Here is a 23,828-nt window from a genome sequence, read left to right on the forward strand (position 1 = left end):
CCCTATCTGCTTGGTTAATGAAAAACCTCAATGAGGACGTCTTATGCGAATTGATCGTTTGACCTCGAAACTGCAGGTCGCGCTCTCAGACGCCCAATCCATTGCGCTTGGGCGGGATCATAATTTTATGGAACCGGCGCACTTGCTGCAGGCGCTGATTGAGCAAAAAGGCTCGTCCATCGTGCCGATGCTGAACCAGGCGGGCGTGAATCTGGGTCAGTTAAAGCAGTCGCTGGGTCATTATCTCGACGGCTTGGCCGTGATCGATAATCACGACGGCGAAGTGAATATGTCCAGCGACCTCGGCCGTGTGATGAATCTGGCCGACAAGTTGGCGCAAAAACGCGACGACCAGTTTATCGCCAGTGAACTGGTGGTTCTGGCCATGGTTCAGGATCGCTCGCGCATCGCCTCCTTGCTGCAGGAAGCCGGCGCCACCAGCGCCAAACTGGAAGCGGTCATCGATTCCATCCGGGGCGGCGAATCGGTGAACAGTGCCGAAGCTGAAGAAAGCCGTCAGGCCTTGGAACGTTACACCATCGATCTGACCGAACGCGCCGAATCCGGCAAGCTGGATCCGGTGATCGGTCGCGATGATGAAATTCGTCGCACCATTCAGGTGTTGCAACGTCGTCGTAAAAACAATCCGGTGCTCATCGGCGAACCCGGTGTCGGTAAAACCGCCATCGTTGAAGGGCTGGCGCAGCGTATTGTAAATGGCGAAGTGCCGGAGAATCTGAAGAATAAACGAGTGTTGTCGCTCGATTTGGGCGCCTTGCTCGCGGGTGCCAAATACCGCGGCGAATTCGAAGAACGCTTAAAAGCTGTACTCAATGAGCTGTCGAAACAGGAAGGTCAGATCATTCTGTTTATCGATGAGTTGCACACCATGGTGGGTGCCGGTAAAGCCGAGGGCGCTATGGACGCTGGCAATATGTTGAAGCCGGCGTTGGCGCGCGGCGAACTGCATTGCGTCGGTGCCACAACGCTCAATGAATATCGCCAGCACATCGAAAAAGACGGTGCGTTAGAACGGCGTTTTCAAAAGGTTGTTGTTAACGAACCGACGGAAGAAGACTCCATTGCGATCCTGCGCGGGCTGAAAGAACGCTACGAAGTGCACCACGGTGTCACCATCACCGACTCGGCCATTATTGCCGCGGTAAAACTGTCGCAGCGCTACATCACCGATCGGCAATTACCCGATAAAGCCATCGATCTGGTTGACGAAGCGGCCAGTCGCATCCGTATGGAAATCGATTCCAAACCGGAAAGCATGGACAAGCTCGAGCGGCGTTTAATTCAGCTGAAAATCGAAGCCGAAGCGCTGAAGAAAGACGACGATAAACTCACCCGAAAAACGCTCGATCAGTTGAACAGCACCATCGAACAACTGGAGCGCGAATACGCCGATCTGGAAGAAATCTGGAACACCGAAAAAGCGGCGGTGCAGGGTACGCAGTCGATTAAAGAAGCGTTAGAACAAACTCGAGTTGAGCTGGAAAATGCCCGTCGTACCGGTGATCTGGCGCACATGTCCGAACTGCAATATGGCCGCATTCCCGACCTGCAAAAGCAGCTCGATATGGCGAGCCAAGCAGAAATGATGGACATGCAACTGCTGCATAACAAGGTGACCGACGAAAGCATCGCCAACGTTATCGCGCGCTGGACGGGTATTCCGGTCGATAAGATGCTCGAAGGCGAGCGCGAAAAACTGCTGCGCATGGAAGATAACCTTCATGGTCGGGTAGTCGGTCAGCACGAAGCGGTTGAAGCGGTGGCCAACGCCATTCGCCGTTCGCGTTCAGGTCTGTCCGATCCGAACCGGCCGAACGGCTCTTTCCTTTTCCTCGGCCCGACCGGTGTCGGCAAAACCGAACTGTGCAAAGCGCTGGCCGGTTTTCTGTTCGATACCGAAGAAGCCATGGTGCGTATCGATATGTCCGAATTTATGGAGAAGCATTCGGTCGCTCGTCTGATTGGCGCACCTCCGGGTTACGTCGGTTACGAAGAAGGCGGTTACCTGACCGAAGCGGTACGCCGTCGGCCTTATTCGGTGATCCTGCTCGATGAAGTCGAAAAAGCACACCCGGATGTGTTCAACATCCTGTTGCAAGTGCTCGACGATGGTCGCCTGACTGACGGCCAAGGTCGCACCGTCGATTTCCGCAACACCGTCGTGGTGATGACCTCAAACCTGGGTAGCGACATCATTCAGTCGCTCGCCGGTGAAGAAAACTACGAGTCGATGAAATCCGCGGTGATGGAGGTGGTTGGTCAGCATTTCCGGCCGGAATTCATCAACCGCGTGGATGAAGTGGTGGTGTTCCATCCGCTGGCCGAAGATCAGATTCGTGGTATCGCCGATATTCAGCTCGATGCGCTGCGCAAGCGTCTGGCCGAGCAAGGTTTGAAGCTGCATCTGACTGAAGCGGCCATGGACAAGCTCTGCGCCGCTGGTTACGACCCGGTGTATGGCGCGCGTCCGCTCAAGCGAAGCATTCAGCGAGAGCTGGAAAACGGCCTGGCGCAATCGCTGCTGCGCGGTGATTTTGGTTATGGCGATGGCATTGAAGCCGACCTGCGTGACGACCAGATTGTCTTTACCGTGGGGCACTGAATCGCTCTTAACCACGACCCGGGCACTGCCCGGGTTTTTTATGGGCGGGATTTGACAGGGTTGATAAAGCGCTTTATCTTCACGGTTATCACTGCAAAACAACAACGCTTCTTAGGTGACTTGCTGCCATGTCCAACACCCGTAAACGCGCCACTCAGTCTGACGTCGCCCGCCTGGCAGGCGTGTCGCCGGCGGTGGTGTCGACGGTGATTCGTGGCAAGAGTAACCACAACATCCGGGTCAGCGATGAAACCCGGCTGCGGGTGCTCGAGGCGATGAAGCAGCTCAACTACGTCCCTGACGTCGTCGCCCAGACACTGGCCGGTGGTAAGCGCCGCATCATTGGCTTGTTCAGCTTTGAGGCGGTCTTTCCCAAAGAGCAGAATGACTTCTTCCGGCCATTCCTGCTCGGTGTCGAAAAAGCCGCCGAAGCCAATGGGTATGACTTGATGCTGTTTACCTCGGCGCCGGTGAAGAACGGTCGCCGCGCCATTTACAGCGATGGCATCAATCGTCTGGCACTGGCCGATGGGGTTGTGTTGCTGGGTCGTAATCCGGCGCCGGAAGACTTACAACGGCTCGACGACGAAGGCTTTCCGTTTGTCTACATCGGCCGTAAAGACGCCCCGGATCGCAGTCTCAGCTACGTCGCGGCTGATTACCGACGCGCGACACTGGACGTGCTGGCGCAGTTCAGCACCCAGGGTCACCGCCACGTGCTCTACCTGGGTGAGACCAAGCCAATTGAACGTCATCACGACCGTGAAGCCGGCTACCAGGATGCGTTGGGGCGCGAACTGATTGATGAAGACGCCACGCTGGTACATCGTTGTGACGTTAAAGACCTCGATGCCGCCTGGCTCGATGGCGTTTTGAGCGCGGGTGCCACCGCGGCGGTGGTCGAAGACATCCTGCATGCCGAACAACTGTATCGATTACTGGTCGAGCGTGGCCTGAGCGTGCCTGACGATTTCACCATCGGCCTGCTCGGCGAGCCTGACGCTCCGACCGAACTGAATTTGGACTGGTGCGGCTTTACCATTCCGCGCGAAGAGATGGGTTTTCAGGCCCTGATTTCGTTGCTGTCTCGGTTAGAGCGACCGTTAGCGCACGCTGCTATGCAGGTGACGTTGCCGTGCACCTTCCACCCTGGAGCCACTCTGGCTCCCTGTCCGGCGTTCACTGCCTGACAGTCTAAACCCTAGGAACCCAGCGGACAGCGGAGTCCACTCGTAACAAAAACAACAAAGAGGTTTAAATGATAATGCGCTTAATCAAAACCACCACTGTCGCTTTGGGCCTCGGCTTGGCGATCAGTTCTCACAGCCAGGCAGAAGACCTGAGATTCACCGTCTGGACTGGCAGCGCGGCTCATCTGGGCATGCTCAACGAATTCGCGGATGGCTTTCGTGAAACCCATCCGGATGTGAACGTTCAGTTCGAAACCATCCCCTTCGGCGATTACATCCAGAAGCTGACGCTGCAAATTGGCGGTGGTAACCCACCGGATTTGGGTTGGATGCTCGAAGGCGCAGCGCCGACCTTTATCGAATCCAACGTACTGCAGGACGTCGGTCCGACGCTGACCGCCAACACCGAGTATCAACTGGATGACTTTGCCGATTCCGCCATGGGGCTGTGGTACAAGGATGACGCTCTCTATGGTGTGCCGTTCTCCACCTCGCCCTTCGTTGTTTTCTACAACGCCGATTTATTCGAAGAAGCCGGTCTCGACAACCCATCTGAGTTGGCTGCCCGCGGCGATTGGACTTGGGAAACGCTGCGCGAGTCGGCCGTTCAACTGGCGGATGCCAGCAACGGCCAATACGGTTTTGAATCGATGGACGGTCAAGGCTACGACAGCCGCGTCTGGGACACCTTGGTACCGTTAATTCGCGCCTACGGTGGTGATGTCTGGGAAGGCGACACCTGCACCCTGGATAGCCCGGAAGCCGTGCAAGCGGTTGAGCTGTATCACGACATGATTTTTGCCGATCAATCAGCGGTACCGCCGGGTGAAATGGGCGACTTCTTCAACGGCCAATCGGCGTTGACCTACACCCAGATCTCACGCGCATCCAAGCTTGATGACGCTGATTTTGACTGGGGCATTGCTCCGATGCCGTCCGGTCCGGCAGGCGCCAGCCCGATCATCGGTCAGGCCGCCATCGTGGTGTTTAAGGGCAGCCCGAATGCTGAACTGGCGACGGAGTTTTTGGCGTACATGACCAGTCAGATCGGTGTTGAACGCATGGCCGAATACTTCCCGCCAGCGCGTACCTCCGTATTGGCATCGACCGCCTTTTTGAACTCTAACCCGCGCCTGAATGAAGCCATGATGACGGTGGTCGGTGAGCAAATTGAGCACGGTCGAGTGCTGCCGGCGCACGAGCGTCTGCCGATGATCAAGTCCGCAACCCGTGGCACGCTGGATCGTCTGTGGCTGCCTGACGTTGATGTCGCAGAAGTGTTGGGCGATGCCTGCCGTCGTATTGAACGCGAGCTGTAATCAGCGGCTGTCCTGAGTAAAACGGGCGTCGGTTGCTGGCGCCCCCTGTTTTGTTTCGTCTGGTAAGAACTATGTCTTCGACACCTGTCGTCACCACACCAACCAATCGATCGGCGCACTTTTACGAAAGCCTGTCGGGCTGGTTATTCATCAGCCCATTGCTGACCGGTTTCTGTTTGTTTTTTGTCGGTCCCCTGGTCGCCATCTTTGTGTATTCGCTGACCGAGTGGAATATTTTATCGCAGCAATCCAGCTTTGTTGGGTTGGAAAATTACCGCGACATTCTGTTTGAGAATCCTGAATTCTGGGAAGTGCTGCGCAACTCTCTGGTGTTCGCCGCTGGCCTGGTGCCATTAAATGTGGCGCTCGCTTTGGTATTGGCACTGGCACTGAATCGCGCGTTTCATGGTGTCATCGTGTTCCGCACTCTGTTCTTTGCGCCTGTGGTAACCGCCGGTGCAGCCTGGGCCATTGTGTGGACTTTTTTGCTGCAAAAAGAATCCGGTGGCATCAATCAGATGCTGGCGCTGGTCGGCATTGATGGTCCGAACTGGTTGCGGCAGCCGGACTGGGCCATGGTCAGCGTCATCGTTACCCGAGTACTGAAAAACGTCGGCCTGAATATGATTTTATATCTGGCTGCGTTGCAAACCATACCGCGTGACTACGCCGAAGCCGCGACGCTGGATGGTGCGGGTCGCTGGCATATATTCCGTCATCTGACCTGGCCAATGCTGGCGCCTACCACCTTAGTGATCAGCATCGTTACTGTCGTTGGTTCGTTGAAAGTCTTCGATCACATCTACCTGATGACCGGGGGTGGACCGGAAAACGCTACCCTGGTACTCGCGTATTACATCTACGAACGCGCTTTCGAATTTTTCGAAGTGGGTTATGCCAGTGCGCTCGCCGTGGTGCTGTTTTTTGTCACGCTCGGTCTGACCTTGGCGCAATGGCTTATGAAGAAGGAGAGCAATTGAGATGACTAGTTTCGTTCATTCTTCGCGCTCCTTTGATGCCGGTGACCGAAGTCGATTAATTCGCCTGTCGTTGAAAAAGATCTGCTGGTACCTGGCGCTGATCGGCCTGAGTATTCCGTTCGTGTTTCCCTTTATCTGGATGCTGTCCGGATCGCTGAAAACGCAAAGCGAAATCACCGCTTTTCCACCCAAGTTGATTCCGGAAAGTCCGGCCTGGGAAAACTACGTCGAGATCTTCAGTTATCAGCCCTTTGCGCAGCAGTATTTTAATTCGTTGTACATTGCTGCCGCCGTTACCATGTTAATTCTGGCGGTTGCATCGATGGCGGGTTACGCCTTTGCGCGGCTGAAATTTCGCGGCAGTAATTTCATCTTTGTCTTCCTGTTGATGGGTCTGATGATGCCCGAGGAAGTCACCATTATTCCCAACTTCTACTGGATGAAACATCTGGGCTTGGTGAATACCCATTGGCCGTTGATCCTGCTGCCGGTATTCGGTTCGCAAGGCATCATCGCCACCTTTTTGATGCGCCAGTTCTTCGCGGCCTTGCCGGTGGAACTGGAAGAAGCGGCTAAGCTCGATGGCCTCAGTCGCTTCGGCATCTTCTGGCGCATTGCACTGCCATTGTCGAAACCGGCACTGGCCGCGGTCGCCATCATTTCCTTTCTGCATTCCTGGAATCTGCTGCTGGAGCCGTTGGTGTTCCTCAGTGATCTGGACAAATTCACCGTACCACTGGCACTGACCAACTTCTCCGATGCCTACGGCCTGCCGTTGTGGCATCTGCAACTGGCAGCGACGTCGCTGTCGGTCATTCCGGTCTTGTTGGTGTACATCATCGCCCAGCGGCAAATCGTCGAAAGTTTCGCGATGTCGGGCGTTAAGGGGTAACCATGACTCAAGCAACGAAAACCACCACCGTAGCCACACAACCTGCACCGCATTACCAATTGGTGGTGATGGGCGGCGGTCCATCCGGTGCGATGGCCGCCACCATGGCCGCACGTTTGGGAGTGAAAACACTGTTGATTGAACGCGGCGGTTTTCTCGGTGGAACACTGACCATGATGGGCGTCAGCCCCATGATGTCGTTTCACAATCCAGCGGGCGAACAAGTGGTCTGGGGGTTGGCGGATGAGATGGTTGAGCGGCTAAAAGCTTTAGGCGCTTCACCGGGCCATGTGATCGACTCCGTCACCTATTGTTCCACGGTAACGCCCTTTGATGCCGAAGCGTTGAAGCGCGTGCTGGAAGAGATGGTGGTAGACGCCGGTGCCGACATTCTCTATCACACCATGCTTGCCGATGTGAAAGTCGAAGACGGACGCATTGAGCATCTGGTGGTGTGTAACAAAGGGGGCTTGTCGGAAGTGACGGCGGACCACTTTATTGACGCCACCGGCGATGGCGATTTGTCGTCACGCGCCGGCATTCCCTTCGAGATGGGCCGCGAAGGCGACCACGCCACTCAGCCGATGACCATGAATGTGAAGATTGCTGGCGTTGATATTGATCGCATCCGCGCCGATGTTCAGGCGAACCCGGATCATTATGAATTCGATAAAGGTCCTGAGGAAGGTGTGCGACGTGCGCTGGCAACTGAGCGACTCAGTTTAAAAGCGTTTGGTAAGCAGTGGATGGATTATCGTCGGCGTAACAACGTCACCATTCCGCGTGAGTACATTTTGTTTTTTGAAACCCATGAGCGCGGCACCGTGGTGGTTAATTCCTCGCGCTTACAGGGTTTCGATGCGACCAATCCCTGGGATGTCACGCGCGCCGAAATCGAAGGGCGACGTCAGTGTTATCAGATCTTTCGGTTCTTGAAAGACGAAGCCATCGGCTTTGAAAACAGTGTGTTGTTGTCGACGCCTTATCACGTCGGTGTGCGTGATTCTCGTCGCATCAAAGGCGCTTATACATTGACCGCGGATGATGTGATGAATCAGGTGAAATTTGACGACACCGTTGTGCAGGGCGCTTATCCGATTGATGTGCATTCACCCGATAAAGAGGCGACCGAGTCGATTCACCTGTCGCCCAATCACACCTATTACGTGCCACTGCGCAGTCTCTATGCGAATGAAATTCGAAACCTGGTGGTCGCTGGCCGTTGCATCAGCGCTGATCACAATGCGTTTTCCGCGATACGGGTAACGCCCATTGCCATGTCCATCGGTCAGGCAGCGGGTGCGGCAGCGGCGTTGGCAGCGTCTCGGAACGTCAGCGTGGCCGATCTTGATCCGAAAGCGGTGCAGCAGGCGTTGCAAGATCAGGGCGCCAAACTGAAATTGTAATATCCAATGTATTCGGCGGCTTTCGGGTCGCCGTTTTTTTTAAAGGGAGGTTTATCGCTCGGTACGGTTTCATTTAATCCACTTCGAGGACATAACAATGACAAAACTTTCGAAGCAATTATTAGCCACCTTGTTTGGCTTAATGACAGCGGTTGGGCTTTATGCGGCGCCACCGAATTTTAATCATCAGAGTGTGGTGGTCGATCCTGCCAATCTGGCTGAAGATCTGACTGGCGAAATTATTTTCCCCAGCTTGTTGCGAGTGGCCGATCATGTTGCCAATCCACTCGGTGACTACTATCTGTATTTTGCGCCGCACGATGCACCCGGCGACATTAAAGTGGCTTACGCCGATAACATCGGAGGTCCTTATACCGAATACGCGGGCAATCCGTTGATCGACAACACCGGTCAGGGGCAGCTAGGGGTTTCGGCGGTGTCACATGTATCCAGTCCAAACGTTGTCTGGATGCCACAATACAACAAATACTTCCTGTACTTTCATGGGGAGAACAATACGACTCGCTGGGCCTGGTCGACCGATGGTCTGAATTGGACATTGGCGAACGATAATGTTGCCGTTACAGCAGCCGATTTTAATGCGGCCTTTGGCAGTGGTTTTACTGAAACCTCATACGCCCGGGTGTTCGAGTACACCATCCCAACTTGGGGTGATCGTTACACCATGGTGTTGATGGTGAACCGCAATGGTACGCGCAGTATTGCGCTGGCAACGTCGGACGATGGTAAGCATTTCACACCACGTGATGGTGCACTGGTCTCCCCCGGTCCGGACGGTCAAAGTAATATTTCCGGTGCGTTTTATTGGCAGGATGCTGGCAAGCATTATGTGTTGTATCACGGCGCCAGTAATATTTATTACACGGAAGTGGGTGCCAGTTTTAATCAGGAAATTCATCACGGTGTATTTTATAACCCTGCCAATACCGGGCCTGAATACAACAAAGCGGCTGAGCCTTTTTTGCACTATGAAAGCGGTCAATGGCACATGTTTTATTCGGTCGGCCCGCGCCTGAGTCAGAAGATTGGTTATGCCAACGAAAGCGATCCGCCGCCGACAGCCGACCTGGGTATCGTTATCGATAACGACAGCGCAGGTTTCCTGCGCAGCACCAGTGGCTGGCTAAGCAGTAACTCGACCTACGGCTATTGGGGCACGGACTATTTGGTGGATGAAAATTCGGGTACCGATGTGGGTGTTTGGGCGGTCTGGCAACCGACACTGCCAGCCAGTGGTGAGTATCAGGTTTATGCCCGCTGGAGCGCGAACAGCAACCGACCGGATGCGGTACTGTATCGGGTTTATCATCAGGGGCAGGTGACGGAAGTTTGGAAAAACCAGACCATCAATGGCAACAGCTGGCAGTCGCTGGGAACCTACTGGTTTGACGCCAATGATCTGGCCAACAACCGTGTTTCAATCGATGCCGCCAGCGACCAGGGGCGCACCATTGCCGATTCGGTGCGCTTTGTACCTGTCGATTAATAAGGGTCAGCCGAGGGTAGGGCGGCATCGGCCGCCATCTCGGCCAAAATCCAGTCACGGAACTGGCGCATGGCAAAGCTCAGTGGACGGTCTTTTTGATGAACCAGATACAGCGCCTTGCCCAGTTCCAGTTTCAGTGGCCAGGCAACCACTAATTGACCACTTTGAAACTCTTCGCTGACCAGACTCAAATCGGTCAGCGCAACCCCCAAGCCACGCGCTGCGGCCTGAGCCGTTAAGAGACCGCTGGAAAAGTGCTGACCTTTGCGCGTTTCCTGATAAACAGCGCCTGCCGCTTCAAACCAAGCCGGCCACTCGTCCGGCCGCTCCATAACATGCAGCAGCGTAAAGGCGGTGAGATCGCTCGGTCCGTCGATCGCCGTGTCGCTCAGCAGATCCGGTGAACAGACCGGTACCAGTGCAACGTCTTTGAGGTGTAAGAGCTCGACATCTTCCCATTGGCCATCGCCGAAATAGACGGCCATATCGGTATTGCTGTGCGAAAAATCAATACGATCGACCGACGCCGAAATGTCCAGTTCGATATTGGGGTGCTGGTCGTAGAAGCGACTGATGCGCGGTAACACCCAGCGCGTTAAAAAGGCCGGCGCCACAGCCAGATTCAGCTCACCACTGTTATGGGTATTGGTGAGTTTCTGGGTGGCTTTGTCGATGTCATTGAGCGCTTTTTGGATGGTTTTTAAATAGTCCTTGCCAGCAGAGGTCAGTTCAATGCGACGGGTTTGTCGAATAAACAAGTCGACTTCCAGGAAAGCCTCAAGTGATTTGATCTGGTGACTGATCGCTGATGGCGTCACAAATAATTCCCGCGCCGCCTGTTGGAAACTGCCCAGGCGGGCGGCGGCTTCGAAACTGCGTAGGCTGTTTAACGGCGGCAGGCGTTGAATGACGGCGCTCCATGGATGAACTGAATTCAAGTATAGCCGTAATCGTCGCACTGTGTCGCGAGCCCAGGATATCGGGCTCGTTGTGGTGGGTGATCAGTACTCCCAATCATTGGATGACCACGCCGGAGCGGGCAACGCCTGGGTTGTGGGTCCGTCATTCATGCTGGTAATGCGTTGATTCTGCGGCGAGTGGAAGGTGTGGTTGAGTTGCCAGTCGGTAGACACCGTTCGGGTGAACAGCTGTACCTGGCCCGCGCCGAAGGCGTTTGTTGAAGCAGCGTTGGCGTGTTCAAAAGCGCCCACGGCCAGGACGCTGCCATTGCCGTTTAGAGTGACTGAGTGACCGAAAAAATTGGCGTTATGAGGGTCCGCCGAACGCACCGTTGTCTGCAAAACCCAATGTCCATTGGGATGGCGTTGATACAGGTGGACGGCGCCACGCAGTCGTGGGAATGGTTCATTCGTGGAGAGCAGCGCCGGAGCGCCCACCGCCAGAACCTGGCCGTCGCCGCTCAGGCTGATGGCATAACCAAAGTAGGCATCGCTACGGTAACGGCTGGGCCAAAGTCGCCGGGGTGTTTGCCAGCCGTCAGGCCCTTGCTCAAAGATCTCGACGAATCGTTTCGAGTGATACAGCGGTATGTCTTCGTGCTCTTGGTTTTTGGGTGGCTGGCTGAGGATGTCGTATTGAGTGGCAACCGCCAGTACATCACCAGCCAGACTCAGACGTTTTGATCCGGCCAATGGGCTGCCAGTATGGGTGGTCGAGTCGGGAGCGACGTTGCCTCGCTGCCACTTGTTGTTGTCTTGGCGAGTGAAAATATGGGTGGCACTGCGCCGGCGGTCGCGGCTGCTAATCGCCATGACCTGACCGTTTTCATCCAGCTGAACGCGGTAACCAAACTCATCCATGGCAATGTCTGGAGTCAGCATGACGGGCTTTAGCCATTGGCCGGCCGTGTGACGATAGAGGTAAACCGTTCCGGCAGAAGTGATGCGTTGAACCTGATTGGCCGGCGCGCCGATTGCCAGTACTGTGCCGTCGTTGTTCAGGCTAAGGGTGCTGCCGAATAAATCGCTGTGCAAGTGAGGCAGCCCGAGTGTCCGAGTGTTTGTTGAGTTGTGGTGCAGGGTGACGCGGTTGGATGTGCTGCAACCGGCGCTGTTGCAACTGAGCAGACGAAAGTGGTGTTTCGAAACGTCATTGAGCGGCAGAGATACCCGATAATGAAGCAACGTCGCAGGCAAGTTGGCAGCGAAGTCGACAAAGTGGCCATTGGGTTCGGTGCTGTGTTGCAGGTGATACACGCGGGCGTCTGATACCTTTGGCCAGTGAAAGCGCAGTGTAGTGTCGTCATCAAACTCAAGGCTCAGCACAGCCGCTGGCGGAAAGTGAGTTTTTTCTGGGTGAGGCGTGATGGGTTCGGCGCCAACGAACTGGCCAACCATCAAAAGAGTGAGACTGCCGAGCGATCGAATGGCTTGAATGAAGAATCGGTGCATCAGACGGACATCCTTGATCCGGGTTGGAGATTGGATCGTTAAGGCTATGCCATGTCCGTTTGAGAAATCGTTATAATTGCCGCGGTTTTTTGACCCCAATGGCGGTTTTATCGTTTGAATTTAAGGCTTTCACCCCGTGTCGTGATGTAAAGGTGTGAAAGCCTAAGCGACTCAGCGTTGGAATGGATAAAGCGAACCGAGCCCCGTCAGTTGCGTCAGTTCATCCAGGGCGGTGCGGCTTTCCAGCAGCAGCTGAGGATCGGCCAGATCGGCTTGGGTCAGGCGATCCCGGTAGTGACGATCCACCCAGGTGTTGAGGTCGTTAAAGAGTTGATCGGTCAGGATGACGCCGCTGTTCATGGCGTGATACTCGCTTTCGTTCAGCGCCACGCGCAACCTCAGGCACGCCGGACCACCCCCGTTTTGCATCGACTGTTTCAGGTCGAACACTTCGACGGCATCGATGGGGTTGTTCGCATCAGCAACCAGAGCGTCGAGGTAGTCAGAAACCGCCGGAATTTCACGGCACTCCCCAGGCACGACCAACACCATTGTGTCGTCATCCACGCTCAGTAACTGGCTGTTAAAAAGGTAGGATCGAACGGCGTCTTGCAGTGACACCTCGTCACTGGAAACGCAGATGGCGATTAACTCAACATCCCCCAGTTTGCTCTGTAATTCATCGAGCACGGCCTGCGTATTGGCAAACGCCTGGTCGTGATAAAACAGCACATTGCGGTTGCCGACGGCGATAACGTCGTTATGAAAGACACCGGCATCGATGGTTTCGGGCTTTTGCAATGCAAAGACCGAATGGCGATCACTCAACCCGTGCAGGCGCGCAATGGCCTGGCTGGCTTCGAGTGTTTGCCGGGCCGGAAATTTAACCGGTTTTGGGGCTGTATGATCAAAAGCCGCCTGACCATAGACAAACAACTCGACACCCGGTGCATCGTAAGCACCGCAAAAACGGGTGTGATTGGCCGCGCCTTCGTCGCCAAAAAAGCTCACGGCGGGCAATGCTTCGTGGTGCGCAAAATGTCGTTCGTCGGCGAAAATCGACTGCAACATGGCCGTGGTCGTCGGGTGCTCGATGGAGCGATGGAATTTGGCGTTCAGATTGGCGGCGGTGAAATGCACCTTGCCATCAGCGGTGTCAGCACTGGGCGAAACGGTGGCCGCATTAGCGGTCCACATACACGACGCGGAACTGACCGCGCTGAGAATTTCCGGATTCTGTTGCGCAACCTTTGCCAGCACCTGAGCATCACTGCCGCTGAAACCCAGGTTGCGCAATGCCCAGATCGCCGGGCGTTCGTGCGGCAATAAAATGCCCTGACGCAAACCCCGGTCAGCCAGCGCTTTCATTTTACGCAAGCCCTGTTTGGCGGCCTCTTTGGGGTTGGACGCGGACTGCTCGTTCGACAACGAAGCGATGTTGCCATACGACAACCCCGCGTAATTATGCGTCGGGCCGACCAGGCCATCGAGGTTCATTTCAAAGGCGGTCATAAGTTCATACCCGGCGATGTTTGAGCGGGTTTTTCCAGCGTGTCACTTTCCATGGAAGCAACCGGATAGGAGCAATAATCAGCCGCGTAATACGCCGAGGCGCGGTGGTTGCCGCTGGCACCCACACCACCGAATGGCGCGGTACTGGCAGCACCGGTAATCGGTTTATTCCAGTTCACGATGCCCGCGCGGATTTCTTCCAGGAACCAGTCGTACTTGGCTTTGCTGTTCGACAGCAAACCAGCCGAAAGACCATAGCGGGTGTTGTTGGCACCCATCAGCGCATCTTCGAAATGATCGTACCGATAGACGCTGAGTAACGGACCGAAATATTCGGTATCGGGTACGTCGCGCGCGTCGGTCAGGTCAATGATGCCCGGTGTCAGCAAGGCAGTACCGGCTTCCGCGGATTTCATTTCCAGCAATATTTTACCGCCCAGATCGACCAGATTGCGTTGGGCGGTGAGCAGATTTTCAGCCGCGGCCAAAGACACCACCGAGCCCATAAAAGGCTGCTCTTCGGCATCCCAGTGACCGACGCTGAGGTTGCGTGTTGCAGCAATGAGCTTTTCCAGAAAGGCATCGCCCATGTCACCGCGTGGAATGAACAAACGACGCGCGCACGTGCAGCGCTGGCCGGCAGAAATAAAAGCGCTGAACAATACATGATGCAGTGCACCGTCGACGTCGATGTTGTCGTCGACAATCAAGGGGTTATTGCCGCCCATTTCCAGCGCCAGAATCTTCCCGGGCTGGCCGCCGTATTGCTGATGCAACAGTTCGCCGGTGTTGGAGGAGCCGGTGAAGAACAGGCCATCAATGCCGGGATGACCGGCCAGGGCAACGCCGGTTTCCTTAGCGCCCTGAACCAGATTGATAACGCCATCCGGTAAGCCGGCGGCTTGCCACAGTTTCAATGTTTCTTCGCCGGTTTTGGGCGTGAGTTCGCTCGGTTTAAACACCACGGTATTGCCCGCAATCAAGGCCGGAACGATGTGACCATTCGGCAGATGGCCGGGAAAGTTGTACGGACCGAAAACCGCAACCACGCCGTGAGGACGATGGCGCAACACCGCTTCGCCGCCAGGGATGTCTGAATGTTTTTCGCCGGTGCGTTCGTCGTACGCTTTGGCTGAAATACCCACCTTGCCAATCATGGCGCCGACTTCGGTGCGTGCTTCCCAAAGCGGCTTGCCGGTTTCGCTGGCGATGGAATGTGCCAGGGCTTCTTTGTGGGTTTCCAGCAGTTGCGCAAAGCGTTCACAGATGGCCAAACGAACATCGAGTGGCGTTTTGCGCCAGGCTCGAAATGCGGAACGGGCGCTGTCGATGGCGCGATCGACATCATCGGCGCTGGCGGTGTTGCCCGACCAGACCACCGCCTGACTGACGGGGTCGATGGAATCGAGGCTTTCGCCCTGGCCGTTTTGCCAGGTGCCATTAATAAAAAGGCTGGAATCAGACATGGGTCGTCTCCGGTCGCAGCGTTACAGCCCGGACCGAGTCGCCGTCAGCGACTTGCAGTGTTGCGGCCTGGGCAGCGCTTAAATGAAGGGTGGATTCGTTGATCGCGTTGGTGGCTACCAAACACACGCGGAAATTATCGAACCCGCGGTTGGACACCAGCGTTAAACCGTCTTTGCGGGTGAGGTCAGGCAGGGGGGCCTGATCGTCAATTTTAACGCTGTAGAGTTTGCTGTCGCGCACGGCGCGAATTTCTTTGATCTTGGCGGAAACGGTCGGGCCGCCATCGAAGATGTCGATGTAACCGTTAAAGTCGAAACCTTCGGCTTGCAGCATGGCCAGCGCCGGTTCGGTATCCGGGTGTACGCGACCGAAAGCTTCCTGTGCATCGGCCGAAAGCATGGGTACATAAATCGGAAACTTCGGCATCAATTCGGCGATAAACGCTTTGTCGCCAAGGCCGGTTAAATAGTCGGCATCGGAAAATTCCATTTGAAAAAAGTGCCGGCCCAGACTTTCCCAAAACGGCGAGCGACCTTCTTCGTCGGAGTAACCGCGCATTTCAGCAATAATGTCGCGACCGAAGAGTTGCGGGTGCTCCGCCAGGAATAGATAACGCGATTTACTGAGTAATTGACCGTTCTGATTTTTGCGGAAGTTCGGCATCAAAAACAACGTGCAAATTTCCGAACTGCCAGTTAAATCGTTGCTCAAATACAGCGTGCGAGTGATTTTATGCACGCCGATGTCTTTCGACATATGAACGGTTTTGCCAACGTGATAATTGTACCAGATGTCGTCGTGACCGATGCTGGCTTCGAGCGCGCAGATACCGGCAATTTCATCGCTGTCTGAATCGATCATGGCAAACAAATACAGCCGGTCTTTTTCTTCCAGGTCGCGCTTGAAAGAAGCCACGGCTTTGTCGAGCTTGGCCTGCATTTTTTGGCGGTTATCGGGCAGGGTGGTGACACCAATACCGGAATTTTTGGCCATCAAATAGAGGTACTCGATATCGGCCGGTGTGACGGGGCGAATGTACATGGCAGCCTCCCTTACAGCGGCGCGTAGGCGATGGGGTCGCCTTCGGAGACGCCAAGTGCTTCGGCAACATCCAAGGGCAGACGAATGGTTTCCCCGATGCCATCAACCAAGGTGCCGATGGTGCAACGGAAATCTTTCAATGAGCGATTGCAGATCAAATATTTCAAACCGCCGACCACATCACTGGGTCGCGCCTTTTTGAAACGCACCTGTTTGACGGTGTGCAAGTCGCGGACTTCGCCCGACAATACCGGGCCGCCATCGAAGGGGTCGATAAAGGGCGTTTTCTCAAAGCCTTCGCGATAGAAGAGACTGCAGGCGCGATTGGCGGCTTGCTGATTCTGACCAATGGTATTACGTGCGCGTTCCGGCAACAGCGGTACATAAACCGGGTGTTGCGGAATCAGTTCCGACATAAAGGTTTTGCTTTTTACTGAGCAATAATAATCGGCGGTATTAAAGTCGATGCCGAAGAAATGACGACCCACGCCATCCCAGAACGGACAATCGCCTTTTTCGTCAAAAATGCCTTGCACCTCGACGATCACCTGGCGCTGAAAACGTTCCGGTAAACACGCGATAAACAGCAGCCGAGCGCGGGAGAGCAATTCAAAAGCGTCGGTTTTTTTCAGGCTCGGTTCGATGGAAAACGAACGCAGCAAGGTTTTGCCAGTCAGTTCGTGCGACAGAAACAGAATGGGAACTTTGGCGCTGACGTTGAGGTTGTGTGAGGCGTGTACAACTTCATCGAGCCGGTAGTTAAAAAACGGATAACCGCCACCGGCTTCGGTGTCGAGCCCGGAGGTGCCGAGCAGTTGTTGTTGATCACTGTCTTCGAGCACAAACAAAAACGCCGCCGGTCCATCCTGGTCGAGACCGGAGGCAAAGGCATCTTCGGATGTGGTGATTTTTTCTGACAGCTTGTCGCGTTCCTTGGGCAAGGTGGTAACGCGGGCGTCGGTTGCGTGCAGTAAACGCTCGATGCTGGGCAGATCGGCGAATTGACTCGGTCGGACGACGAGCATGATGGTTCCTCTTGCTCTTGCGCAAAGGGGCCGCAGCGCGGCCCAATCTAACCAGAAAGTGAACTTAGCCTACAAAGCGAGCGATGGCTTTTTCCAGGCGGGTCAGGCCTTCATCGATGTCGGCATCAGGGACGTTCAACGCCGGCGCCAAACGCAGCACGTTGGGCCCGGCGACCAGGCACAGCAGGCCTTCTTCCAATGCCAGTGCGAGCAGATCTTTGGCCTGGCCGGCGCGGTCGTCGGTCAGTTCACAGCCAATCAACAGGCCCATGCCGCGAATGTCTTTAAAAACGCTGTGCTGTTCGTTGATGCGCGCCAGTGAGTCGAAATAATGCTGTGATTTCGCAGCAACGCCATCGAGCACGCCGTCGTTGGTGAGCACGTCGAGTACCGCCAGTGACACCGCACAGGCCAGGGGGTTGCCGCCGTATGTTGAGCCATGAGTACCAAAGCCGAGGCTGGGTGCAACGGCATCGGTGGTCAGCATGGCGCCAATCGGGAAGCCGCCGCCGAGGGCTTTAGCCGTGGTCAGAATGTCGGGTGTAACGCCGTAACGTTGGTACGCATAAAGAGAACCCGTGCGGCCTACACCGGACTGAATCTCATCGAAAATCAGCAGGGCGCCGTGCTTGTCGCACAACTCGCGCAAACCTTGCAGATACCCTTCAACCGCTGGCGTGATACCACCTTCGCCCTGAATGGGTTCGACGATGATGGCGGCCGTTTTGTCAGAAATGGCGGCGGCCATGGCGTCGAGATCGTTGTAAGGCACGTGGCTGATGCCGCCCGGTGTCGGCTCAAACCCTTCTTTGTATTTGGCCTGACCACCCACGGAAACGGTGAACAAAGTACGGCCGTGGAAGGATTGCAAGGTGGAGATAATCTCGTGCTTTTCCGGGCCCACGTTCAAGTAAGCATGACGACGCGCCAGCTTCAGCGCTGCTTCGTTGGCTTCGGCGCCGGAGTTGCAGAAGTAGACCTTGTCGGCAAAGGTGAGATCCGTCAGTTTCTGCGCCAGCTCGATCGCCGGTTCGTTGGTCATGACGTTGGCCAGGTGCCACAGTTTCTGGCCTTGTTCGGTCAGCGCACCGACCAGTTTGGGGTGGGCGTGACCGAGCGCACTGACCGCAATACCGCCTGCGAAGTCGATGTATTCGCGGCCGTCCTGATCCCAGATTCGTGACCCTTCACCGCGTACCGGAATGATTTTCCCCGGCGCGTAGTTGGGGACCATGACTTGATCGAACTGTTCTCGGGTAATGGCGCTCATATCGACTTCCATAGTTGCAGTGGGGGTGTGGCGTTGGGACGACAGTGTCATCCCAAGCATAACCGGTTCATTGAAAGGACTAGTGTAAGGATAGCGGTGGCAAAAAGGTTATGCCGGTGCGACATGGGGTTATATCGCGTGACCGGCATTTGGGGTCTTTAAGTGATTCAGCGAACCTGGGCGGTGTCGGCGACGGCGTCCAGCCATTGACGACTTTGCTCGGCGTTGAGCGCCTTGGCAAAGCGAAAACCCTGTTCCGTCGGTTCGCCCAATTGCACAAACAGCTCGCGCATCTGGTCGGCACCCACCTCACCGCTGAACTGGCGATATATCAACGCTTCCAGTGTTTTATCCGCCTGTTTCAGTTCGCTGTCGGATAAGCCGGAATGGTCCATCAGTCCGGCTTTGGCTGCGTAGAGCAACTTCATACTGAAAGAAGGCGACTGGGCGATAAAGCCGAACATGCCGGGTAGTGCGGGCTCTGGCAGCGCCGATAAGTAGTGCCAGGTGTCGGCGTCACGCTGCGCCAGTACCGCATCGGCATCGGGCCAGGTGGCTTGTAACAGGGCACGCACGATCAACTCACCATTGGAGCTGTTGGTGAGCATCACCAGGCCGCGTTTGCTGACCGGGTCGATCATCACCAGGGTCCGGATACCCGGTTCGCGGCCATCGTGCTCGATGAGCGTGCGGTCCTCCTGTTGCGTTAACCGCCAGCCCAAACCCCAGAATTCCAGTGGGTCTGGATGCGCCGATTGCGGTTGTGTCATCTGCTGGAATAACGCCGGATCGAGCTCGGCACCGCGTGACACCCAGGCGGCGAAACGGCCGTAGTCTTCGATGGTGGTAAAGGTGTTCGCGGCGGCGTTGGGTTCGCGGCGGCTGAAATCCAGATCGAGATTGTTACCCGCTTCGCCGTAACCGGCGGCAACTTGTCCGGCCAATTCGGGCTGCCAGCCAAAGGTCGTATTCTCCATGCCGGCAGGGGCGAGCACTTGTTGTTGCATCATCACCGGCATCGGTTCGTCGGTTTGTTGTTGCAGCGCGCGACGTACGTATTCGAACCCTTCGCCGGAATATTCATGGCGCTCACCGGGTGCAAACATAAAGTAGAGCCCATCGCTGCCGCGCCAGTTGGGGAAGCCGCTCTGGTGACTCAGGGCCAGACGCGCGGTCAATTCGTTCAGCCGTGGATCATCGGCCACATCCGGGTCGACCCAGTGCTCTGCCAGAGGTTCGTCCAGATCGGCATTGCCGTTGGCAACGCTGTGCAAATAACCGACCGCAAACAACGGTTTGGTGAGTGAGGCGACGTTAAAGCGTGTGCTGCGCTCGACCGGCCGATGGGTATCGGCCTGGCCATAGGTGCCTATCCATTGGATGTGGCCACGCTCAATTTTCGCCAGCGCCAGACCGGGCACGTCATAACGCGTCATCACCTGTTCGGCCGTTTGGTTGATGGTGGCTGGCGCTGCGGAGGGTACGCTCATGCAGCCTGCAAGACTGGCCAGCATAAATACGAAAGCGCTATAGCGCAGCGCTAGAGGGTTGTCCTTCATCGATGTGTTTCCTTTTTCTGAACCGACGGGTGCCGCTCGACAGCGGTTTGTGGTGTCAGTATGGCCTAGCCCGGTTCACCCTGACTATGGGTCGAAGGTACCGAAAAGCGCCCTTTGGGCGTTCGCCTCTGCTATAGTCGCGCCCAACAATCATCTGACTTTTTGAAGGTAAACCGCTTCGTGTTTGAGACTATGCAACTGCCGCCGCCGCTGGCCGCCGCGCTGAATAAAGCCGGCATCACTGAACCGACTGAGGTACAAGAATCGGTGATTCCTGCGGTGACCGACGGCAAGGACTTGTTAGTCAGCGCCCAAACCGGCAGCGGTAAAACCGTCGCCTTTGCTTTGCCGCTTATATTGCGTTTTAACAAACCCGCGCCACCCAGTACGGGGATTCGTGCTCTGGTGCTGGTACCGACTCGTGAGCTGGCGCGGCAGATCCATCAAGTGTGTCGGCAACTGGGCTCGGGCATTCAAGTCGGCAGTTTCAGCCTGACCGGTGGTGCGACGTTTAAAGAACAGAACGCGGCGCTGCGTAAGGTGCCGGATATTCTGATCGCTACGCCCGGCCGGTTGCTGGAGCATCTGAAACAAGGCTCGGTGGATCTCAATGACATTGAATGCCTGGTGCTCGATGAAGCCGATCGCATGCTCGACATGGGTTTTCGGGAAGACGTGCTGAGCATCATCGAGCAATGCCCGGCGCAGCGGCAGACGTTGCTGCTGTCGGCTACGCTCGATCACCGCGGTGTGACGGGCCTGGCCAAAACCTTACTGCACGAACCACAGACCATTGCGCTGAACGAAGCTCGCTCGGTGCCGGAAAACATCGCGCAACAATTCTTGCTCACCGATGATGATGCGTTCAAAGAAAAACAAATTCTGGCGTTGCTGAGTCAGGCTGGGAAAGATCCGGTGATTATCTTCACCAACACCATCGCCAAGGCGGAACGGTTGCAGGCGCGTTTGCGCAATGGCGAACGGCGCTGTGGTTTGCTGCATGGCAACCTGACGCAGGATGAACGCAATGCCGTCGTCAGTAGTTTGCGCAGTGGTAAATTCAAAACGCTGGTAACGACGGATGTGGCCGCTCGTGGCCTGGATCTGCCGAGTGTGGCCATGGTCATCAACTACGATCTGGCGCGTAAAGGCGATGAGTATGTGCACCGTGTTGGCCGCACGGGGCGTGCCGGTCAGGCAGGCCGGGCGATCAGCCTGATTGCTGCGAATGAATGGAACCTCTTAGCCAGTATTCAGCGCTACACCGGCCAGGTCTTTGAACGCATTGAATTGCCAGGCCTGAAAAGTTCCTATCAGGGGCCGGCAAAGGTACGCGCCTCTGGGAAAGCCTACGGCAAGAAAAACCCGAAGAAAAAAGCCGGCGGTAAAACCAAGACGGCAAACAAAAAGCCGGCGACAAAGCGGCCGCGCTCAACGCCGGGTGAGCGCGACGGTTCCGCGCCAATGAAACGAAGAAAACCCACCGCGGACTGAATCTTTTTTATCGTCCATGACGTTTTATCACCCATGACTTTGGGCCAGCGGTGTTGTCGCAAAACTTTGGTACAGTGATTGACCGTTTAACACTGAGCTGACGGAGTTTGCGATGATCCCTGGCTGGCATGACCTGCTGACAAAAATCTCGCGCCTGGAGACCGGCGACTGGCAAGCCATGGGCTGGCTTAAACGCTGGTTTGTGGCGACCCGGGCGGCGGTCTTTGTGATGACGCTGTTCTCTGCCTTAATCGGCATTATTCTCGCCATTCCCAATGCCCAGTTTGATGGGCTCAATGCGGTTCTGGTCTGTCTCGGTCTGGTGCTGGCGCATGCCACCAACAATCTGGTTAACGACTGGACCGACTTCAAAAAAGGCGTCGATAAAGACAATTACTTCCGCACTCAATACGGCCCGCAGCCGTTGGAAAGTGGTTTGCTCAGCGAACGTCAGTTGTTTGGGTACATCGCATTAACGGGCGGACTGGCGATGATGGTGGGCGCGGTGCTGATTGCGCGCACCGAATTGCAAACGCTTTACTGGATGCTCGCCGGTGCCTTCTTTGTGCTGTTCTACACCTGGCCGCTGAAATACGTCGGCCTCGGTGAACCGGCGGTCTGGATCGTCTGGGGGCCGTTGATGGTGCTGGCATCGTCGCTGGTGGTCTCGGGCGAGTACAGCACCACCGCGATCTGGGTGTCCTGCTTGTATGGCATCGGACCGACCACAGTGGTGTTCGGCAAACACATCGATAAGTTAACAGAAGATACCGCCAAGGGTGTGCGTACCTTGCCGGTGCAGTTGGGCGAGCGGCTCAGTCGGGCCAGTGTGCTGGGTTTGTGGCTGATTCAATACGTGGGAGTAACGGTTGGCGTCATACTCGGTGCCTTGCACTGGGCGTATCTGATCATCTGGCTGGCATTGCCCAAATTCTTCGACGCCTGGCGTCGGTACCGTCAACCTCGTCCGGAGGTTTGCCCCGATGATTGGCCCGAGCAAGCCTGGCCGCTGTATCTGGTACACGTCGCTTTTCTTTATAACAAAGGCTTCAGCGGTCTGATGTTTTTGGGTGTGGTGCTGAGCGTGGTGTTGCCCGTTGTTTTCTAGAACGGCTTATTTATCCACCGCCATCTGCTGATGCAGGCTGCGATCTTCCGAGGGCGTTAAGCCATATTGATTGCGGTAGGCGGTGGAAAAATGCGCGCCGGAACTGAATCCACAGCTCAGACCAATATCGGCAATGCTGTCGTTGCGTCCAAGCAAACGGGTGCGCGCTTTTTCCAGGCGAATCTGTAAGTAGTAGCGGCTGGGGACAGCGTTCAGATGCTTTTTGAATAAACGCTCCAGTTGCCGCCGACTGATGCCGACGTGAAACGACACATCATCGGTGCTCAGCGGTTCTTCGATATTGGCTTCCATCAATTCCAGCGCTTCGGCGAGCTTGGGTTGCTCAGCGCGAGTTCGTTCGCTCAGTTGCTGAGGCAGACTGTCGGAGGGCACGCCCAGGCGCTCATTAACGAAGTGCCGCGATACGGCCTCAGCGGTATCCGCACCGAGGCTGCGCGCGATCCACATCAGCATCATGTCCAGGCTGGCACTGCCGCCACGGCAGGTCAGACGGTTGCGGTCGATGCAGAACTGTTCCGAGGCCAGCAAAATAGAACGATGTTGTTTGAGCAACTCGTCGTAGCCCAGCCAATGCACCACAGCGCGATAACCGTTCAGCAACCCTGCCTTGCCCAATACATAACTGCCCGACGCCAATCCACCCAGCGCGCAATGCGCAGGCAAAGCGCGCAGAAAATCGTCCAGCCCCGGTGTTGCCGGGTGACGGGCCGGAGAGGTGCCCGCGACGATCCAAACGTCGGCTTCGGGTGCGTTGTCCAGCGAATAATCGGTGTCCATGCGGTTGCCCAGGCTGGAATGGGTCTTGTTGCCCGACAAGGCCACAGTAAAGGCGCTGAAGCGGTCTTCACCGGTCAGATCGTTACACACCAGCAGGGGTTCCATGGCCGAAACGTAAGCCATGGATGAGTAGCCGGGCAGCAAAATAAAGCCGATTCGCTCGGTCAACTTGGGGTGAACTCCTGTCTGAATGAGGTCGGTAGGCGCAGATCGCCCCGCGATGATA

At 55.9% G+C, this 23,828-nt stretch carries 18 protein-coding genes; 9 read left to right on the plus strand and 9 right to left on the minus strand.

Annotated features, from left to right (window positions below):
- The first annotated feature begins 43 nt into the window (after positions 1-43).
- The 7 genes from clpB (at position 44) to BGP77_RS08165 (ending at position 9,917) form a co-directional block, all read left to right on the plus strand.
- Positions 44-2,623 carry an ATP-dependent chaperone ClpB gene (gene clpB, locus BGP77_RS08135; RefSeq protein ID WP_108164202.1) on the plus strand — a complete coding sequence of 860 codons (2,580 nt, stop codon included), beginning with the start codon at positions 44-46 and terminating at the stop codon, positions 2,621-2,623.
- A gap of 128 nt (positions 2,624-2,751) precedes the next feature.
- Positions 2,752-3,813 carry a LacI family DNA-binding transcriptional regulator gene (locus tag BGP77_RS08140; RefSeq protein ID WP_108164203.1) on the plus strand — a complete coding sequence of 354 codons (1,062 nt, stop codon included), beginning with the start codon at positions 2,752-2,754 and terminating at the stop codon, positions 3,811-3,813.
- 68 nt (positions 3,814-3,881) lie between these two features.
- Positions 3,882-5,132, plus strand: a complete 1,251-nt coding sequence (locus tag BGP77_RS08145; RefSeq protein ID WP_108164204.1) for a sugar ABC transporter substrate-binding protein — start codon at positions 3,882-3,884, stop codon at positions 5,130-5,132.
- Positions 5,133-5,203: 71 nt separating this feature from the next.
- The gene (locus BGP77_RS08150) at positions 5,204-6,112 is read left to right on the plus strand and encodes a carbohydrate ABC transporter permease (protein ID WP_108164205.1); all 909 of its coding nucleotides are present in this window, start codon (positions 5,204-5,206) and stop codon (positions 6,110-6,112) included.
- A gap of 1 nt (position 6,113) precedes the next feature.
- Positions 6,114-7,004: a carbohydrate ABC transporter permease gene (locus BGP77_RS08155; protein ID WP_108164206.1), complete on the plus strand. Its 891-nt coding sequence runs from the start codon at positions 6,114-6,116 to the stop codon at positions 7,002-7,004.
- Positions 7,005-7,006: 2 nt separating this feature from the next.
- The gene (locus BGP77_RS08160) at positions 7,007-8,410 is read left to right on the plus strand and encodes an FAD-dependent oxidoreductase (RefSeq protein WP_108164207.1); all 1,404 of its coding nucleotides are present in this window, start codon (positions 7,007-7,009) and stop codon (positions 8,408-8,410) included.
- A gap of 97 nt (positions 8,411-8,507) precedes the next feature.
- Complete coding sequence (locus tag BGP77_RS08165; protein ID WP_108164208.1) at positions 8,508-9,917, plus strand: hypothetical protein; 1,410 nt, start codon at positions 8,508-8,510, stop codon at positions 9,915-9,917.
- Here the strand turns inward: BGP77_RS08165 and gcvA are convergent.
- From gcvA to BGP77_RS08205, 8 genes are all read right to left on the minus strand, one after another.
- The gene (gene gcvA / locus BGP77_RS08170) at positions 9,914-10,855 is read right to left on the minus strand and encodes a transcriptional regulator GcvA (RefSeq protein ID WP_108164209.1); all 942 of its coding nucleotides are present in this window, start codon (positions 10,853-10,855) and stop codon (positions 9,914-9,916) included. The genes BGP77_RS08165 and gcvA overlap by 4 nt on opposite strands.
- A gap of 63 nt (positions 10,856-10,918) precedes the next feature.
- The gene (locus BGP77_RS08175; RefSeq protein ID WP_108164210.1) at positions 10,919-12,328 is read right to left on the minus strand and encodes a hypothetical protein; all 1,410 of its coding nucleotides are present in this window, start codon (positions 12,326-12,328) and stop codon (positions 10,919-10,921) included.
- Positions 12,329-12,499: 171 nt separating this feature from the next.
- Positions 12,500-13,840, minus strand: a complete 1,341-nt coding sequence (gene astB / locus BGP77_RS08180) for an N-succinylarginine dihydrolase (RefSeq protein WP_108164211.1) — start codon at positions 13,838-13,840, stop codon at positions 12,500-12,502.
- Complete coding sequence (gene astD / locus BGP77_RS08185) at positions 13,837-15,306, minus strand: succinylglutamate-semialdehyde dehydrogenase (RefSeq protein ID WP_108164212.1); 1,470 nt, start codon at positions 15,304-15,306, stop codon at positions 13,837-13,839. Before astD ends, astB begins: the two co-directional genes overlap by 4 nt.
- A complete protein-coding gene (astA, locus tag BGP77_RS08190; protein WP_108164213.1) occupies positions 15,299-16,348 on the minus strand; it encodes an arginine N-succinyltransferase in 1,050 nt (349 codons plus the stop codon). The genes astD and astA overlap by 8 nt, the downstream gene beginning before the upstream one ends.
- An 11-nt stretch (positions 16,349-16,359) precedes the next feature.
- A complete protein-coding gene (locus BGP77_RS08195) occupies positions 16,360-17,373 on the minus strand; it encodes an arginine N-succinyltransferase (protein ID WP_108164214.1) in 1,014 nt (337 codons plus the stop codon).
- 64 nt (positions 17,374-17,437) lie between these two features.
- Positions 17,438-18,643 carry an aspartate aminotransferase family protein gene (locus BGP77_RS08200; protein WP_108164215.1) on the minus strand — a complete coding sequence of 402 codons (1,206 nt, stop codon included), beginning with the start codon at positions 18,641-18,643 and terminating at the stop codon, positions 17,438-17,440.
- Positions 18,644-18,810: 167 nt separating this feature from the next.
- Positions 18,811-20,202, minus strand: a complete 1,392-nt coding sequence (locus BGP77_RS08205) for a serine hydrolase (RefSeq protein ID WP_108164216.1) — start codon at positions 20,200-20,202, stop codon at positions 18,811-18,813.
- 180 nt (positions 20,203-20,382) lie between these two features.
- Here BGP77_RS08205 and BGP77_RS08210 point away from each other — a divergent pair, with 180 nt between their 5' ends.
- A complete protein-coding gene (locus BGP77_RS08210; protein WP_199224217.1) occupies positions 20,383-21,696 on the plus strand; it encodes a DEAD/DEAH box helicase in 1,314 nt (437 codons plus the stop codon).
- Between the two features lie 112 nt (positions 21,697-21,808).
- On the plus strand, positions 21,809-22,804 hold the full coding sequence (locus tag BGP77_RS08215) for a prenyltransferase (protein ID WP_108164218.1): 996 nt from the start codon (positions 21,809-21,811) through the stop codon (positions 22,802-22,804).
- A 6-nt stretch (positions 22,805-22,810) separates the two neighbouring features.
- Here the strand turns inward: BGP77_RS08215 and BGP77_RS08220 are convergent, their stop codons facing one another.
- A complete protein-coding gene (locus BGP77_RS08220; protein WP_108164219.1) occupies positions 22,811-23,770 on the minus strand; it encodes a GlxA family transcriptional regulator in 960 nt (319 codons plus the stop codon).
- Between the last annotated feature and the right edge of the window lie 58 nt (positions 23,771-23,828).

The sequence above is a fragment of the Saccharospirillum sp. MSK14-1 genome (genome assembly GCF_003054965.1).
GTDB lineage: Bacteria > Pseudomonadota > Gammaproteobacteria > Pseudomonadales > Natronospirillaceae > Saccharospirillum.

Excerpts from the sequence above, each read along its gene's own strand:
- BGP77_RS08145 (WP_108164204.1), top strand. The coding sequence starts at position 3,882 with ATGATAATGCGCTTAATCAAAACCACCACTGTCGCTTTGGGCCTCGGC.
- BGP77_RS08195 (WP_108164214.1), bottom strand. The coding sequence starts at position 17,373 with ATGCTCGTCGTCCGACCGAGTCAATTCGCCGATCTGCCCAGCATCGAG.
- BGP77_RS08165 (WP_108164208.1), top strand. The coding sequence starts at position 8,508 with ATGACAAAACTTTCGAAGCAATTATTAGCCACCTTGTTTGGCTTAATG.
- BGP77_RS08155 (WP_108164206.1), top strand. The coding sequence starts at position 6,114 with ATGACTAGTTTCGTTCATTCTTCGCGCTCCTTTGATGCCGGTGACCGA.
- clpB (WP_108164202.1), top strand. The coding sequence starts at position 44 with ATGCGAATTGATCGTTTGACCTCGAAACTGCAGGTCGCGCTCTCAGAC.
- BGP77_RS08150 (WP_108164205.1), top strand. The coding sequence starts at position 5,204 with ATGTCTTCGACACCTGTCGTCACCACACCAACCAATCGATCGGCGCAC.
- BGP77_RS08160 (WP_108164207.1), top strand. The coding sequence starts at position 7,007 with ATGACTCAAGCAACGAAAACCACCACCGTAGCCACACAACCTGCACCG.
- BGP77_RS08205 (WP_108164216.1), bottom strand. The coding sequence starts at position 20,202 with ATGAAGGACAACCCTCTAGCGCTGCGCTATAGCGCTTTCGTATTTATG.
- BGP77_RS08200 (WP_108164215.1), bottom strand. The coding sequence starts at position 18,643 with ATGAGCGCCATTACCCGAGAACAGTTCGATCAAGTCATGGTCCCCAAC.
- BGP77_RS08140 (WP_108164203.1), top strand. The coding sequence starts at position 2,752 with ATGTCCAACACCCGTAAACGCGCCACTCAGTCTGACGTCGCCCGCCTG.
- BGP77_RS08175 (WP_108164210.1), bottom strand. The coding sequence starts at position 12,328 with ATGCACCGATTCTTCATTCAAGCCATTCGATCGCTCGGCAGTCTCACT.
- astD (WP_108164212.1), bottom strand. The coding sequence starts at position 15,306 with ATGTCTGATTCCAGCCTTTTTATTAATGGCACCTGGCAAAACGGCCAG.
- astB (WP_108164211.1), bottom strand. The coding sequence starts at position 13,840 with ATGACCGCCTTTGAAATGAACCTCGATGGCCTGGTCGGCCCGACGCAT.
- astA (WP_108164213.1), bottom strand. The coding sequence starts at position 16,348 with ATGTACATTCGCCCCGTCACACCGGCCGATATCGAGTACCTCTATTTG.
- BGP77_RS08215 (WP_108164218.1), top strand. The coding sequence starts at position 21,809 with ATGATCCCTGGCTGGCATGACCTGCTGACAAAAATCTCGCGCCTGGAG.